The 15,807-nt window shown below is 60.8% G+C and carries 15 protein-coding genes; 10 read left to right on the top strand and 5 right to left on the bottom strand.

The window, feature by feature from the left end:
- Positions 1 to 12: 12 nt before the first annotated feature.
- Positions 13 to 741 carry an SIS domain-containing protein gene (locus EFQ99_RS14130; RefSeq protein ID WP_126921643.1) on the top strand — a complete coding sequence of 243 codons (729 nt, stop codon included), beginning with the start codon at positions 13 to 15 and terminating at the stop codon, positions 739 to 741.
- 59 nt (positions 742 to 800) lie between these two features.
- Here the strand turns inward: EFQ99_RS14130 and EFQ99_RS14135 are convergent, their stop codons facing one another.
- The 4 genes from EFQ99_RS14135 to EFQ99_RS14150 all read right to left on the bottom strand — a co-directional run bounded on the left by EFQ99_RS14135 (position 801) and on the right by EFQ99_RS14150 (position 4,597).
- A complete protein-coding gene (locus EFQ99_RS14135) occupies positions 801 to 1,997 on the bottom strand; it encodes an NAD(P)/FAD-dependent oxidoreductase (protein WP_126921644.1) in 1,197 nt (398 codons plus the stop codon).
- 116 nt (positions 1,998 to 2,113) lie between these two features.
- Positions 2,114 to 2,914: an amino acid ABC transporter ATP-binding protein gene (locus EFQ99_RS14140; protein WP_126921645.1), complete on the bottom strand. Its 801-nt coding sequence runs from the start codon at positions 2,912 to 2,914 to the stop codon at positions 2,114 to 2,116.
- Positions 2,915 to 2,917: 3 nt separating this feature from the next.
- A complete protein-coding gene (locus tag EFQ99_RS14145) occupies positions 2,918 to 3,661 on the bottom strand; it encodes an amino acid ABC transporter permease (protein WP_126921646.1) in 744 nt (247 codons plus the stop codon).
- 9 nt (positions 3,662 to 3,670) lie between these two features.
- Positions 3,671 to 4,597, bottom strand: a complete 927-nt coding sequence (locus tag EFQ99_RS14150) for a substrate-binding periplasmic protein (protein WP_126921647.1) — start codon at positions 4,595 to 4,597, stop codon at positions 3,671 to 3,673.
- A 149-nt stretch (positions 4,598 to 4,746) separates the two neighbouring features.
- Between EFQ99_RS14150 and EFQ99_RS14155 the strand changes: the two genes are divergently transcribed.
- On the top strand, positions 4,747 to 5,421 hold the full coding sequence (locus EFQ99_RS14155; RefSeq protein WP_126921648.1) for a GntR family transcriptional regulator: 675 nt from the start codon (positions 4,747 to 4,749) through the stop codon (positions 5,419 to 5,421).
- A 199-nt stretch (positions 5,422 to 5,620) separates the two neighbouring features.
- Here the strand turns inward: EFQ99_RS14155 and efp are convergent, their stop codons facing one another.
- On the bottom strand, positions 5,621 to 6,190 hold the full coding sequence (gene efp, locus EFQ99_RS14160) for an elongation factor P (protein ID WP_126921649.1): 570 nt from the start codon (positions 6,188 to 6,190) through the stop codon (positions 5,621 to 5,623).
- Between the two features lie 148 nt (positions 6,191 to 6,338).
- On the opposite strand from efp, the gene epmA reads away from it, so the two are divergent.
- The 8 genes from epmA to EFQ99_RS14200 all read left to right on the top strand — a co-directional run bounded on the left by epmA (position 6,339) and on the right by EFQ99_RS14200 (position 15,753).
- On the top strand, positions 6,339 to 7,400 hold the full coding sequence (gene epmA, locus EFQ99_RS14165) for an EF-P lysine aminoacylase EpmA (RefSeq protein WP_126921650.1): 1,062 nt from the start codon (positions 6,339 to 6,341) through the stop codon (positions 7,398 to 7,400).
- Positions 7,397 to 8,449, top strand: a complete 1,053-nt coding sequence (locus tag EFQ99_RS14170; protein WP_126921651.1) for a lysine-2,3-aminomutase-like protein — start codon at positions 7,397 to 7,399, stop codon at positions 8,447 to 8,449. The genes epmA and EFQ99_RS14170 overlap by 4 nt, the downstream gene beginning before the upstream one ends.
- A 263-nt stretch (positions 8,450 to 8,712) precedes the next feature.
- Positions 8,713 to 8,964, top strand: a complete 252-nt coding sequence (locus EFQ99_RS14175) for an acyl carrier protein (RefSeq protein WP_008528313.1) — start codon at positions 8,713 to 8,715, stop codon at positions 8,962 to 8,964.
- Complete coding sequence (locus EFQ99_RS14180; protein WP_126921652.1) at positions 8,964 to 10,145, top strand: acyl-CoA dehydrogenase family protein; 1,182 nt, start codon at positions 8,964 to 8,966, stop codon at positions 10,143 to 10,145. Before EFQ99_RS14175 ends, EFQ99_RS14180 begins: the two co-directional genes overlap by 1 nt.
- A 4-nt stretch (positions 10,146 to 10,149) precedes the next feature.
- Positions 10,150 to 11,058 carry an amino acid--[acyl-carrier-protein] ligase gene (locus EFQ99_RS14185; protein ID WP_126921653.1) on the top strand — a complete coding sequence of 303 codons (909 nt, stop codon included), beginning with the start codon at positions 10,150 to 10,152 and terminating at the stop codon, positions 11,056 to 11,058.
- Positions 11,049 to 12,029 carry a DUF1839 family protein gene (locus EFQ99_RS14190; protein WP_208722757.1) on the top strand — a complete coding sequence of 327 codons (981 nt, stop codon included), beginning with the start codon at positions 11,049 to 11,051 and terminating at the stop codon, positions 12,027 to 12,029. The genes EFQ99_RS14185 and EFQ99_RS14190 overlap by 10 nt, the downstream gene beginning before the upstream one ends.
- A gap of 16 nt (positions 12,030 to 12,045) precedes the next feature.
- The gene (locus tag EFQ99_RS14195; RefSeq protein ID WP_126921654.1) at positions 12,046 to 14,526 is read left to right on the top strand and encodes a glycoside hydrolase family 2 protein; all 2,481 of its coding nucleotides are present in this window, start codon (positions 12,046 to 12,048) and stop codon (positions 14,524 to 14,526) included.
- 48 nt (positions 14,527 to 14,574) lie between these two features.
- On the top strand, positions 14,575 to 15,753 hold the full coding sequence (locus tag EFQ99_RS14200) for a glycosyltransferase family 4 protein (RefSeq protein ID WP_126921655.1): 1,179 nt from the start codon (positions 14,575 to 14,577) through the stop codon (positions 15,751 to 15,753).
- Positions 15,754 to 15,807 lie beyond the last annotated feature (54 nt).

The raw sequence follows: 15,807 nt of genomic DNA on the forward strand, positions 1-15,807 counted from the left end.
AGGAGACGTGGGATGACTGACATTACTGATGCCTATTTCTCCAACCTGATCGGCCGGCTGGAAGACCTGAAGCAGACGCTTGCCGAACCGATGGCTGAGGCAGCGGCGGTCATTCTCGATGCTGCCCGCGGCGACAAGCGCGTCTATGTCTTCGGTACCGGCCATTCGCATATGCTGGCGGAGGAGGTGCACTATCGGGCTGGCGGGCTTGCCTTCACCGTGCCGGTGCTCGTCGGCTCCGCCATGCTGCATGAGGGTGCGGTCATCAGTTCGGTCTATGAGCGCACGCAAGGCCTGGTGCGACCGATGCTGGAGCGTTACGGCATGCAGCCGGGCGATGTCATCATCATCGCCTCCAATTCGGGCGTGAACGCCGCGCCGATCGAGGCCGCCGACTATGCCCGCGAAATCGGCGCAAAGGTGATCGCCATCACGTCGATCGCCTATTCCTCGGCGATCGCCAATGGCCGCCGGCGGCTTGCCGACGTAGCCGATGTGGTGCTCGATAACGGGCTGCCACCGGGTGACGCCGTTCTCGATCTCGAAGGCACGGGGCTTCGGGTCGGGCCAGTCTCGACGGCGGTCGGGGTGACCGTCATCAACGCGATCTTCGCTGAAGTCGCCTCGGAGCTTTCGAAATCCGGCGACGCACCTGTTTATCTCAGCGCCAACATGCCGGGTGCGGCCGAGATCAACCAGAAGCTCGTCAGGAAATACCGGCCGCGCAACCCGCATCTCTGATGGGAGCGAAGCGAGGTCGCAAGCACCGTTCCGTATGTCACGACACGCTCCTGACGCGATCAAGCGGCAAGAATAGCGCTGACCATGCGAGCCGTCCGCGGTGCCAACGTCAAACCGATATGCCCGTGTCCAAAAGCAAACACGACGTCCCTTCCTCCTTTTGAAGGCCGGATGACAGGAACGGAATCGGGCATGGAAGGGCGGAGGCCCATCCAGCTCCGACTTGGTTCACCAAGCGTCGGGAAAATCCTGCGAGCGTTTGCCAGCAACACTTCGAGGCGTCTTGGGTTCGAAGGCGCAGTGATTCCTCCGAGCTCCACAGTTCCGGCCACCCGCAAGCGGCCGCGCATCGGGCAAAAGTAAAATCCATGATGCGTTGGGCATACCGGTCGTTCCACCGGCGGTGTCTCCATATCGAATTCGAGATGATACCCCCGCTCAGTATCGAGCGGGATCCGCTCTCCGAGCTGCCGAGCCAGAGCTCGGGAATGTGCGCCGGCCGCGATGACAGCCGCCCGAGCATGAATACTGTGGGCTGAAGCCATCATCCTCACGCCATTCCGCTCGCGCGAAATAGTCGTCACGGAGTCTCGGACGAACTCGACGCCCGCTTGTTTGGCGGCGGCTTCCATCACGCTCATGACCTGGCCGGGATCGGTGAAGTTGATCGCTTTCGGAAAGAAAAGCCCGCCGCCATGGACCCGCGGCAGCTGGGGCTCCAGGCTTTGCACCTCATCGGGGGTGAGAAGCTGCTGTGCTATCCCGTAGTTTCGGCGAAGCTCGACATCCGATGCGGCCGCCTTGAAGGCCTCGGGCGTCTGGTAGAGGTAGAGGCATCCCTTCGCGCTCAAAAGATCGGATGCTCCGATCTCCGCTGCGAGTTCCAGCCATTCCGATGACGCGTCGGATAGCAGGTCGGCGATACGGCTCGTATTGTCCCTGTATCTGTGAGGCAGGGATTCGTAGGCAAAACGCATCAGCCATGGAAACAAGGTGGGCAATGCTGCCTTGCGGATGGATAGCGGGCTGTCGGAATTGAGAAGCAGCGAGGCCAGGTTTTTGAGGACAGCGGGCGTGCCGACGGGAATGATTGCATAATCGGCGATCGTTCCGGCATTGCCGTAAGATGCGCCCGAACCGGGTTTGTTCGGTTCGATCAGCACGACATCGCGACCATCGGCACGCAGCCGCAGAGCGGTTGCCACGCCGATCACGCCGCCGCCGATGACGGCGATATCTGTTGTGAGCTTGTCCATCAAATTTCTATTTGCCTTAGAGAAACGAGGCCTGGATGCCCGATCGGACTTGCCTCGCGCTTTGGCCAACGCGGCGGCGGCATACGCCCGCCGGGCCGGTCCGGTTCAATCAGGGGTTAGCCTGGCGAAGCGTAGCGGGCGACATAGGCAGCCGTGCGTGCTTCCGTCGGACGGTCAAGCACATCTCCTGCGGTTCCCTGTTCGATGATAACTCCACCGTCGATGAATACGACCCAGTCCGATACTTCCTTCGCAAAGGGCAGTTCATGCGTGACCAGGATCATCGTCATGCCGTCGGCGGCAAGTTCCCGCATGACGCGGAGAACTTCGCCGGTCGATTCAGGATCGAGCGCCGACGTCGGCTCGTCGAACAGCAACACCGTTGGTTCCAGCGCCAGGGCGCGTGCGATCGCCACACGCTGCTGCTCGCCGCCCGACATCTGTTCCGGATAAGCCATCGCCCGTTTGGCAAGGCCTACTCTCGTCAGAAGTTTCACGGCCCGTTCCACGGCCTCTCGCTCGCCGATCCCGGCTGCGTGCATCTGCGCGAGAACGACGTTCTCTACAGCCGTCAGATGCGGGAACAGATTGAAACGCTGAAACACCATACCGACACGCTGCCGAAGCTTTGCAAGGTTGCGGCAGGTCACCTGGCCATCGGCGAAGATCGTCTCATCGCCGACAGTGATCGTCCCCTCGTCGGGACGCTCAAGCAAATTAACGCAGCGCATGAGGGTGGTCTTTCCTCCACCGCTCTGGCCAATGATGCTCACGATTTTGCCGGCGGGCACCTCGAGATCGACGCGGTCAAGCACCAGGCGCCCATCGAAAGACTTGCGCAATCCGCTAATTTTGACGGCCGGGCGACCGGCCGGCTGGTTTGACACGAAGGCAGTTTTGGCAGGAGTGGTCGTCATGGGTCAGACTCTCCCCTCGGCGAGATAGGTCCTCGCTAATTTCAGCCGACGCCTTCTGGCCAATGACAATGGCACACCGGCATGGATCTTGCGCTCCAGCAGAAGCAGACATTGCGACACCGGGTAGCAGATGGCGAAATAGGCCGCAGAGATCACGAGATACACTTCGAGCGCTCGGAATGTTTCCGAGGCTATCAATTGCGCCTGCGTCATCAGCTCGGCAGCGGAGATCGTCACAAGCAGCGAGGTCGACTTGATCAGGTCGACGAACATTGTGTTCGTACCGGGAAGCGCCAGCCGCACCGCCTGCGGCAGGACGACATGGCTGAACGTCTTGCCGCGCCCTAGCCCGAGAGCTTGAGAGGCCTCTTGCTGTCCTCGGTGTACGCCGGCGATGGCGGCCCGAAAGATCTCGGACAGGTAAGCGGCGTAAAAGAGCACCAAGCTCAACACGCCAGCCTCGAAAACCTCCAGCCTGACGCCCACGGAAGGCAGGCCGAAGTAGGTCAGGAAAATGATCGCCAGAAGCGGTACGTTTTTAAAGAGCTCGGTGTAGAAGGCTGCAGGGACGCGGACCAGGCGCAGCCGGTTGAGCCTCATCAGCGCAAGGGCAAGACCAAGGATCGTCGCGCCGATGAAGCTGGCCACGGTGTAGCCGAGGGTCCTGAGCAGACCCACGGCAATGTTTCCGACGTAGTCATTCCAGGGAACCTGGAAAATATCGGTGAAGGATGACAACGCCGTCATGCTTCGATCTCACTTCGCAATGGAAGGCGGATTCCAGTCGGCGGGACGATCAACGCCGCGCCGCTGTGACGCCATTTCGGGCGATGGAACCAGGAACTGCTTGGGATCGCCGCCCCATTTTGTGATCAAAGCCGCAAGGGATCCGTCCTTGTACATGGCGTCGATCTGATCGGAAACAGCCTTGGCCAGCTTCGGCGACTGCTTGGGAAGGTAGAATCCGGTCATGTAGGCCTGGAAATATTTATAATCGGGGTGCGCAGTCACCTGTTCGTTTGTCGGCGGCTTCAGGTATTCGATGCGTACCTTCATGTCGGGGCGCTGCTGCTGTTGATAGGTAATCAGCAGCGGATCGAGAAAGCCGACATCCAGACGCCCCGAAGAAATATCCTGGAACACACCTTCGGCGCTCGGGAACGTATGGGGTGATGCGTTAGGGACCTGCGCGATGGATTTCGCCCAGACATACCCCGTCACAGTGCCGAGATTTTTGCCTTCCAGGCTCGCAACATCCGGAAAACTCGTCGTGCCGCTCACGGCCATGGCCGGCGGAGAATAATACGGAGGGTCGGTGAACAGGCCGACCTTCTGGCGAGCGTCGGACCATGCAATTCCGCCAATGGTTATATCAGCCCGCTGCGTCTGGACGGAAGCCAGCATGCCTGGAAAGTCGGTGACGTTGACTTCCATCTTGAGGCCGAGCTTATCGGCGACGGCTGTCAGGATATCGCTGTCGAGGCCGACGAGCTTTCCATCCTTGACCGCCGTATAGGGCATGTAAGGCTCCACCGTAACGACGAGCGTGCCCGGCTTCATCAGCTCCAGATCGTCGGCCTTCGCAGTGGATGGCACGACCGTCGCAAACAGCCCCAAACTCAGGATCGCCAAGGCAACCAACCCATTTGCCTGCGTTTTTTTCATCAATTCAGCATGTTTCATTTGAAACCCCTCTTTGTGGTTATATATTGCTGATATATTGAGAATATGCAGACATGATATGAAGTCAAGCGGAATCGTTAAGCGCCTTTTTTCTAGGCGGATTAGCGTTTAGCCATGCGGAAATGGACAGAGAGAGGAACGCGCTGAATATGTCGGCATTCGAACTGGATTACGAAGCGGCTGAATCAACATTGGCGGAGAGGACGTATATTCGGCTGCGCGACGACATCATTACGACGCTGCTTCCACCGGGCACACTTTTGCGGGAAGCCGAGATCATGAAACGCATGGAAGTCGGGCGCACGCCGGTGCGCGAGGCGATACAGCGTCTGCAGTATGATGGTTTCGTTGTCGTCAGCGCTCGGCGCGGCACATTTGTCAGCAAGATCGATATCAATGATCTTACTGCGGTTTATGAGGCACGGGCACGGATCGAGTCCTGGGCGACCCGGCTAGCTGCGGAAAGGCTGCGCGAGTTCGAGCGGCAAGAAGCGCGGCAACTGATCGATGAACTCAAGCAAACCACCGGTCCGATGGCGCTGGATGACATACTTGCTCTAGATCGCCGGGTTCACCGCTTCATTTACAAAGCGGCAAAAAACCCTTTCCTGTTCGCTACGCTGGATCACTACCACAATCTATCGCTGAGAATTCTGTACGTCGCCATGAAACGGTTTCCGACCTTGGTGCCCCGTCTCGAGGACGTCTTGCACGATCAGGTCCTCATGCTTGAGGCGGTATGTAGAGGTGACGTAGATGAGGCTGAAAAGATCGCAATGGCCCATGTCATGAGCTTCGAGAGCGAGGTCCGAAAGATCATCTGATTTCGGATCTTGAAATTGGGTGCGGGCAACGGTCGTGAAAAATTGCGATAAAAGCGACAGTTTGCGACTGAATTTGCAGCGCTACAAAAGCGGCTATTCTGCTTTGGCTGAACGAAGGTATGTCCGCCAAAATGAGCCGATTCCACATTTCAGTTGGAGGCCGGCGTGAGCCGGCCGCCTGAATGGATCGAAACCAGGATCAGTCCTTGGCGCGTTCGACGTAGGAATTGTCTTCGGTCGCGATGACGACGCGGGTGCCGGCATCGATATGCGGCGGAACCGAGGTGCGGATGCCGTTGGAGAGCATGGCCGGTTTGTAGGAAGAGGATGCCGTCTGGCCCTTGACGACCGGTTCGGTCTCGGTGATCTCAAGCGTGACGTGGCGCGGCAGTTCGAGCGCCAGCGGAATGCCTTCATGGATCGACAGGATGCAGGTCATGCCTTCCTGGAGATAGGCCTTCTGGTCGCCCATGGTTTCCTGGCTGACGACAACCTGGTCGTAGTTCGCAGGATTCATGAAGTGGAAGCCTTCGCCGTCTTCATAGAGGTACTGGAAGTTGACGTCTTCGACGAAGGCGCGCTCAACCTGTTCGGTGGTGCGCCAGCGCTCGGAGACCTTCACGCCATCGACGATGCGACGCATGTCGACCTGGGTGACCGGCGTGCCCTTGCCCGGATGAAAGTTCTGGGCGGTGAGGACGACGTAGAGCTTGCCGTCCACGTCGAGAACGTTGCCCTTGCGGACCGAAGAGGCGATGACCTTGACCATAAGACTTCCTTGTAACTCGGCTTTTGGCGTCGTAGATGACTGTCGAGACGCCCCGAAGACGCAAATATTTTTCTTTGGGGGCGCAACTAACCTAAAATCCGGGAAATAGCCACCCCCATGCCGGCTTCTCCGGCGAAGAAAGCTTGGAATGAACTCTTCGGCCAAAGCGTCCCCCTGGTGGACCCCGTCCGTGCATGCCGACCGCCGCCCGTTCCTGATCGGGCGCAATGCGATCCAGGCGGCGTTGCGCGGGTTTTTCGCGCGCGAGGATTTCATCGAGGTGGACACAGCGGCGCTCCAGGTCTCCCCGGGCAACGAGGCGCATCTGCACGCCTTCGCGACGGAAGCGGTGACGACGGACGGACAGAACGCGCCATTCTACCTGCACACCTCGCCGGAATTCGCCTGCAAGAAGCTGCTTGCGGCGGGCGAAGAACGCATCTCGTGTTTTGCCCATGTCTATCGCAACCGTGAGCGCGGGCCGCTGCATCATCCCGAATTCACCATGCTTGAGTGGTATCGGGTCGGCGAAAGTTACGAGAGCCTGATGATGGATTGCGTGCGTATCCTGGCGCTTGCGGCCGAAACGGTGAAGACCGGAAAGCTTGCCTATCGCGGCGGCGAGAGCGATCCTTTCGCCGGGCCGGAGCGGATCAGCGTCGCTGAAGCGTTCGAGCGGCATGCCGGCATCGATCTTCTCGCTTCTGTTGCCTCCGACGGTTCGACCGATCGCGATCATCTGGCGGCCGAACTCAGGCGCGTCAGCATGCGTGTCGCCGATGACGATGGCTGGGCCGACCTCTTCAGCCGGGTGCTCGTGGAAAAGATCGAGCCGCATCTCGGCTTCGGCCGCATCACCATTCTCGACGAGTATCCCGTTTCAGAGGCAGCGCTGGCACGTCCCTCGGCGCGCGACCCGCGGGTTGCCGAGCGTTTCGAGCTTTATGCGTGCGGAGTCGAGCTTGCCAATGGCTTCGGCGAACTCACCAACGCTGCCGAACAGCGCCGGCGCTTCGAGATCGAGATGGCCGAGAAGGCGCGGATCTATGGCGAGACCTATCCGATCGACGAGGATTTCCTTGCAGCACTTTCGCTGATGCCCGAGGCAAGCGGCATCGCGCTCGGCTTCGACCGGCTGGTGATGCTGGCGACAGGGGCGTCACGCATCGACCAGGTGCTATGGGCGCCGGTTGCGGAGTACGGAAGATGAATGCCGTCAAGTCGGTCAAAAGCGTCGACGATCTCGTGAAGGCGGGGCTTGCCGCGCCTGCAGACCGCGCAGCGCTCGACGAGATTGCCGCGCGTTACGCGATCGCGCTGACACCCGCGATCACCCGGCTGATCGATCGGGCAAATCCTGATGATCCGATTGCACGGCAATTCGTGCCCGATGCAGCCGAACTCACGGTCGCGCCCGAAGAACGCGCCGATCCGATCGGCGATCATGCCCACAGCCCCGTCGAAGGCATTGTTCACCGTTATCCCGACCGTGTCCTGCTCAAGGCCGTGCATGTCTGCCCGGTCTATTGCCGCTTCTGCTTCCGGCGCGAAATGGTGGGGCCGCAGGGCCTCGGCACGCTCGATGCGACGGCGATGGAGGCAGCTTTCGATTATATCAGAAACCACCAGGAAATCTGGGAGGTCATCCTCACCGGCGGCGATCCGCTGGTGCTTTCGCCGCGCCGGCTTCACGAGATCATGGAGGCGCTTGGGAAAATCGCGCATGTGAAGATCGTACGTTTCCACACGCGCGTTCCCGTCGTCGATCCCGAGAAGATCGATGCGGGACTGATGTCAGCGCTGAAGGCGAGCGGCAAGACGGTCTATATCGCGCTACATGCCAACCATCCCAGGGAACTGACCGCGGAAGCGCGCGCGGCCTGCGCCCGCCTCGTCGATGCGGGGATCGCCATGGTCAGCCAGTCGGTGCTGCTCAAGGGCGTCAACGACGATCCCGATGTGCTTGCCGAGCTGATGAAGGCTTTCGTTGAGACCCGCGTCAAACCCTATTACCTCCATCATCCGGATCTGGCGCCCGGTACCGGTCATTTCAGATTGCCGATCGAGGAGGGGCAGAGGATCGTGGCGGCACTGCGCGGGCGGATTTCCGGCCTCTGCCAGCCGACTTACATTCTCGACATCCCGGGCGGTCACGGCAAAGCCGTCGTTAGCGGAAGCACTGTTCGGACGACGGGCGACGGGTGTTATTCCGTCTCGGATTACCGCGGCGGCGAGCATTCCTATCCGCCGGCTGAGTGACCCGAAGTGGCGCTTCTGCGTATCATTTCTGTACTCGCCATGTCGGAAACCGCGTCGGGCATTTCTACTGAAATGATCTTAGCTCATTGATGTAAAATGAATATTCGTTCCTTCGCCGGAAGGATCGCTAAAATCCTAACTATGAGGAACAATCATCTTTAACCCAATAAATTAGCGGAATGTTCTGTTTTCCGCACTAAAAGAACGCTCATGACAAGGCGATGAACGCCGGTTCGGGATCATGAGCATCTTGGAGTGATGGGATGAATACGACAATCCGCGACCTCGTAGCTAAATTCGGCAAGCTTCCTGTAGCGATCGACCAGGTCGCCGACGACGCCGATCTTTATGCGGCAGGTCTGACGTCCTTTGCCTCGGTGCAGCTGATGCTCGGCATTGAAGAGGCGTTCGACATCGAATTTCCCGACAATCTGCTGAACCGCAAATCCTTCGCGAGCATCTCGGCTATCGCCAAGACGGTCGATATCATCCAGGACAGCCGGAAGGTCGCCTGATGAACTTTCCCGTCAAGATCACGCAGGACGGTCTTGTCGCACGGGTCGCCCGCGTTGCCGAAGTCGCGGCCAAACACGCCGATGCTGTCGATATCGAAGGCCGCTTTCCCCGGGAAGCCGTGGATGCGATGAAGGCCGAAAGGCTGCTCGGCATCCAGGTGCCGCGCCATCTCGGCGGTGAATCGGCCTCGATCACCGAAATCGCCGAACTGTGCTCCATGCTTGGCCAGGCTTGCGCCGCAAGCGCCATGGTTTTCGCCATGCATCACATCAAGCTGTCGAGCCTCGTCGAACACGGCGCCGACAGCGAGTGGCATTGCAGTTTCATGCACGCCATCGCGGCCGACCAGCTGCTGATCGCCTCCGCCACCACCGAGGGCGGTATCGGCGGCAACCTGCGCAACAGCATTTGTGCGGTCGAAGTCGAGGGCGATACCTGCCGCCTCGAAAAGGATGCGACCGTCATTTCCTACGGCTCGCATGCCGATGCCATCCTCATCACGTCGCGTGCCCACGCGCAGGCCGCTTCCTCCGACCAGGTGCTGACCGCCTTCCTCAAGGACCAGTACACGCTTGAGAAAACGCATGCCTGGAATACGCTCGGCATGCGCGGCACCTGCTCCGACGGCTTCCTCTTCAAGGGAGAAGCGCCGGCACGTCAGATCCTGCCGAAGCCTTTTGCCGAAATCGCGGCGCAATCCATGCTCGCTTCCTCGCACTTGCTGTGGAGCGGCGTCTGGTATGGCATCGCGGTCGATGCGGTTACCCGCGCCCAGGCCTTCGTGCGCGCCGCTGCCCGCAAGGCACCGGATGCCCAGCCGCCGGGAGCGTTACGCCTCGCCGAGGTTTCGAACCTGCTGCAAATGGTGAAATCCAATGTCGTGGCCGGCCTCAAGGCCTATGAAGATGCCAAGGTCGATGTCGACAGGTTGTCGTCGATGGGCTTTGCGGTTGCAATGAACAACGTCAAGATCGCCTCTTCCGAGACGATCCTGGAAATCGTCAATCACGCCATGCTGATTTGCGGCATCATGGGCTACAAGAACGGTACGCCCTTCAGCCTCGGACGCCATCTGCGGGACGCTCATTCCGCACAGCTCATGATCTCGAACGACCGCATCCTCGGCAACACGTCGAGCATGCTTCTCGTCCACAAGCAGGACACTAGCCTACTGGGGTAAAGTCATGGATATGCAGACCTCGTTTCTGGACCGGCTTTTCGAATCCGGTCTGCTGATCGATACCGGCGTCGACGGTCTCTACGGCCGCAGCGGCCAGTTCGAAGATGTCATCACCGCCTTCGAACGGCTGATCGACACATTCGGCGGCGCCGACGGCGCCGAGGCGATGCGTTTCCCGCCCGGCATGAACCGCGCGCTTTTCGAAAAGAGCGGTTATATGAAGAGCTTCCCGCAGCTCGCCGGCACGGTGCACAGTTTCTGCGGCAGCGACCTCGACCATATGAGCCTGCTGCAGTGCATGGAAGTCGGCGACGACTGGACCAAGGACCAGAAGGCCACCGACATCGTGCTGACGCCGGCTGCTTGCTATCCGCTCTATCCGACGGTCGCCAAGCGCGGCAACCTGCCGAAGACGGGCGGCCTGTTCGATCTGCAATCCTATTGCTTCCGCCATGAACCGTCGAAGGACCCGGCCCGCCAGCAGCTGTTCCGCATGCGCGAATATGTCTGCATGGGAACGGAGCAACATGTCACCGACTTCCGCCAGCGCTGGATGGATCGCGGTGTCGAGATGATGAAGCAGGTCGGCCTCGATGTGACTATCGACGTTGCCAACGATCCGTTCTTCGGCCGCGCTGGTAAGATGATGGTCAACAACCAGCGTGACCAGAACCTGAAGTTTGAACTGCTGATCCCGATCACGTCGACCGTCAATCCGACCGCCTGCATGAGCTTCAACTACCATCAGGATTCTTTCGGCTTGAAGTGGGGCCTCAATCTCGAAGACGGCAGCGTCGCGCATACCGCCTGCGTCGGCTTCGGCTTGGAGCGCATCGCGCTCGCCCTCTTCTATCATCACGGCCTCGACGTGAAGGAATGGCCGGCCAGCGTCCGGAAAACGCTATGGGGCTGATGAGCTCGATGACATCGGTCTTCCCGGCGATCAGCCCGGGAAACTACCGGCAGCACGCGCTGCATTCCGGCGAGCGCGCATGGCCGGAAACCAACTGCTACGTCGATCTGTGGATCGAGGTGTTGAACACATTGGGCGTCGCACCCGAGGCAATGCTTGGCTTCACCCTGGCGCAGGATTTCGAGGGCGACCAGTTCACCTTCTTCAAGGTGCCGCTCGAAGATCTCGAAGCGCTCTATGGCATCCGTGCGACCGAGCTTGCGATCTACGACCGTGTCGAACGGCATGTCGAAGTGCAGATCGCGCGCGGACGCCTCTGCCTGATCGAGATGGATTCCTTCTACATGCCGGATACGCGGGGCACCGCCTACCGGCAGGAGCACGGCAAGACAACGATTGCAATCAACCGCCTGGACATTGCGGCAAAGCGTGTCGAATATTTTCACAATGCCGGCTATTTCCTCCTCGAGGGCGAGGATTTCGACGGGCTGTTCCAGCAGCATCTGACGGAGAACGACACGCCGTTCCTGCCCTATGCGGAATTTGCGCGGTTCCCGGAAAAGCCCGCCGACGAAATGCATCTGCGCGCGACCGCGCGACAGCTCGCCGGGTTTCATTTCATCAGGCGCCCAAGCGAAAACCCGATCCGCGCCTTTGCCGGCGTTTTTCCGCAGCAGGTCGAAGCGGTGGCCGATCGGCCGTTCGGCTTCTTCCACAAATACGCCTTCAACACGCTTCGCCAGGTGGGCGCCAATTTCGAGCTGGCGGCCGATCACTTGGCCTGGCTCTCTCCCGGTGAATTCGCGGCCGCCTCCGGGCATGCCAGGCGCATTTCGGATGCGGCGAAATCGGTGCAGTTCCAGCTTGCCCGCGCCGTCGCCCGTAGGAAATTCGAGCCGCTGCAGGCAGCACTTGATCCGGCTGCCGATGCATGGGATTCCATGATGGCATCGCTTGCGGAGCGAATCTGAGGCCGGAGATCTGACCATGCGGGGGCGTTTGGCAAGCATCGGCACCGAGGAAAGTGTGCTTTCCGAAGGCTGGAACCTGATTCTCACGGAGCCGGGCGCCTGCGCGGTGCCGCACGACATTCATCTTTCCGCGCAGCCCATACCCGCGCCTGTTCCCGGCACCGTTGCTGCGGCACTCGAAAAAGCCGGGCTCTTCGACCGCGAAAATCCCGAGCCGCTGAACACGAGGGATGCCTGGTATCTCTGCCGGCTCTTCGATGCCGAACCCGGCGACGCGATCTTACGTTTCGGAGGGCTTGCCACACTTTGCCATGTCTTCCTCAACGGCCAGGAAATCCTGTTTTCCGAAAGCATGTTTACCGCGCATGAAATCCCGGTAACGCTTTCGGGCGGCGACGAGCTGGCGCTCTGTTTCCGGGCGCTCGGCCCCCGCCTCTCCGAGCCTGGTCCGCGCGCCCGCTGGCGGCCGCAAATGATCACGCCGGCGGGCCTGAAGAATTTCCGCACGACGCTGCTCGGTCATATGCCGGGCTGGTGCCCCGAGATCCATGCCGTCGGACCGTGGCGACCGATTTCGCTGGTGCGGCGCAATCCCGTCTCGATCGACAATGTCTCCATCCGCGCTGTGCTGGAGGAGAGCGGCGTCGCCCGCCTCAGCGTCTCCCTGCACAACAACGCCGCTGATCCGGAAATGCTGCTGCGCTGCGGCGGCATGGAGCAGCCCTTCGAGAAGATCGGCGACAGCCATTACTCGGCTATCCTCAAGCTTTCCGACATCGAGCCCTGGTGGCCGCACACCCACGGCACTCCGCGTCTTTATGATCTGACGCTGGTCTCCGATGGGGAGGAATATCCGCTCGGCAGGACCGGCTTTCGGCGCATCGACGTCGACCGCGGAGCCGAAGGCGACGATTTTGCGCTCCTCGTCAACGGTGAGCGTATCTTCTGCCGCGGCGCCGTGTGGACGACGGCCGACATCGCGCGGCTGCCGGGTGGGCGGGCGGATTACGAGCGGTTCCTGCGGCTTGCCGCGGGAGCCGGCATGAACATGATCCGCATCGGCGGCACCATGGCTTACGAGACGCCCGATTTCTTCGCGCTCTGCGACGAGCTCGGCCTGCTCGTGTGGCAGGATTTCATGTTCGCGAATTTCGACTATCCGCGCAGCGACAAGGCCTTTCTTGGCCATGTGCATGCCGAGGTCGAGGAATTCCTGCACGGCGTCCAGGCGTCGCCTTCCCTCGCAGTGCTCTGCGGCGGCAGCGAGATCCATCAGCAGGCGGCGATGCTCGGCCTGCCCACGGAATTCTGGAGCGGTCCGGTGACCGATGAAATCATCCCGGCGATTGTCGCGCGCATGCGTCCCGACGTGCCCTATGTTCCGAACTCGCCTTACGGCGGGGCGATGCCCTTTTCGCCCAATTCAGGCGTTGCGCATTATTACGGCGTTGGCGCCTATATGCGACCGATTGCCGATGCGCGCCGCGCCGATGTGCGTTTCGCCTCCGAAAGTCTTGCCTTCGCACATGTACCGCAGCAACGGACGCTGCAGCGCCATCTCGACGTGCCCGCCGTCCACAGCCCGCTCTGGAAGGCCCGCGTGCCGCGCGACCGCAGCGCATCTTGGGATTTCGAGGACGTTCGCGATTTCTATCTGAAGCTTCTCTACGATTTCGACCCGGCCCAGCTGCGCCGCGAAGATCCGGAACGTTACCTCGATCTTTCCCGCGCCGTCACCGGCGAGGTGATCGAGGAGACTTTTGCCGAGTGGCGGCGCAAGGGCTCCCTTTGCAGCGGCGCGCTCGTCTGGACGCTGCAGGACCTCATGCCCGGCCCCGGATGGGGTGTGATCGATTCCACCTGTGAGCCCAAGCCCGTGTGGTATGCGATGCGCCGCGCCTTCCGGCCGGTGCAGGCGGTCTTTACCGACGAGGGAACCAACGGCCTCGACGTGCATGTCGTCAACGAGACGGACGCGGCGCTCGACGTTGAGCTTGAGGTTGCCTGCCTGCGAGATGGAAAGCAGCAGGTTGTCAGTGGCAACATGGCCTTCAAGCTGGCAGCGCGGAGCGCGGAGCGTTTTGCCTCCACCGCGCTGTTCGGCGCCTTCTTCGACACGACCTATGCCTTCCGTTTCGGCCCGCCGTCGCATGATGCAAGTGTCGCGCGCCTGCGCTCGCTCGCGGACGGCGCTGTTCTTGCCGAAAGCTTCCACTTCCCCTGCGGACGAGGCAAAGCGCTTCATGACGCAGGCATCGAGGCGTCGCTCGGCAAGGACGGCGAGGACTGGGTCGTCGACCTCAGGACCGACCGGCTGGCGCAATCGGTACATATCGACGTCGAAGGCTACCGGGCCGATGACGACTGGTTCCACCTTGCCCCCGGCGCATTGCGGCGCGTGAAGCTCTCGGCGCTGTCCGGCACGCAGGGCGATGTTCCGCCGGCGGGCGAAATCAGAAGTCTAGGCAGTTTGCGTCGCGTTGCGCTCCAGGGCTGACGTCCGGCGCGCCAGGAATACTACCGATCCATTGAGAAAGATCGTGATTTGAGAAAGACATATCGCTTCCTGCGTGCCCATGTCCTGCAGCGGCTCATTCCGCGGTCGCGCATTGCCTTCAATCCGCGCAAACCGGTGGAGATCGTCGGTTATCTCTCGATGGCCGTCGGCGTCGGCGAATCGGCAAGGCTTTGCGCCGATGCGCTCTCCGAGGCGGGTAAGGCGATTTCGCTCTCCGACGTCAGCACGCACCCGGATGGGAAATCCTTTGCCGGCTGGGCGCCGTCGCGTCTTTCCACCAAGCCGCCGGGGAGCCGGATCTGGCATCTCAATCCGCCGATGCTGCCGCGCGCCATTTCGAAAAAGGGTGTCGCGAATTTCACCCGCGCCTTCAACATCGGCTATTTCGCCTGGGAACTGGAACACGTCCCGGCGGAATGGCGCAACGGGTTGCGTTACATGAATGCCGTCCTCGTTCCATCGGAATTCACCCGGCGGGCGATTGCGCCGCTGACCAAAGCGCCCGTCATCGTGGTTCCGCATCCCGTCACCGAAAAGCCGGCGAGCGAAGGCATGCGCGAGAAGTTCGGTATTGCTGGGGACGCCTTTCTCGTCAGCTTCATTTTCAGCGCCGGTTCGTCGATCAACCGGAAGAATCCGCAGGCCGCCATCGAGGCCTTCAGAATATTCAGAGCCGAATGTCCGAGTGCCTTCCTGTTGATGAAGGCCAACGGCAACGTGAGCAAGGACGAAGGCCTGCGCGAGCTGGTCGCTTCGGTCGCGGGCGATAGCCGGATCAGGATCGTCACCGATTATCTGTCGAGCGCCGAGGTCAACGGCCTCATCCGCTCTTCCGATGCTTATCTTTCTCTGCATCGCTCGGAAGGTTTCGGGCTCACGGTTGCCGAGGCGATCATGCAGCGCACGCCGGTTATTTCCACGGCCTGGTCGGGCACGGCGGATTTCTGCGACCCCGAAAATAGCTGGCTGGTCGCCTCTCCCCTCATTCCCGTCATCGATACGCATCCCGAATTTGCAGGGCTGCCGGGCGCGGTCTGGGCAGATCCTTCTCCCGAGATCGCAGCCGCGCACCTCAAGGAAATCTTCCGCGCGCCGGAGCGCGCACGAGACAAGGCCGAGAAGGCGCGGGAGTTCCTGCTGCGCTATCTCGCCGAGAACAGCTACGGCAAGGCGCTCCAGAAGCTGGCAGCGATGCAGACCAGCTAAGGTGAGGTCGCCACTCCGCTTTATTTTAACATTTTCGTACTAGAGATGACGGGT

The sequence above is a fragment of the Rhizobium vallis genome (assembly GCF_003985155.1).
Classification (GTDB): Bacteria; Pseudomonadota; Alphaproteobacteria; order Rhizobiales; family Rhizobiaceae; genus Rhizobium; species Rhizobium vallis.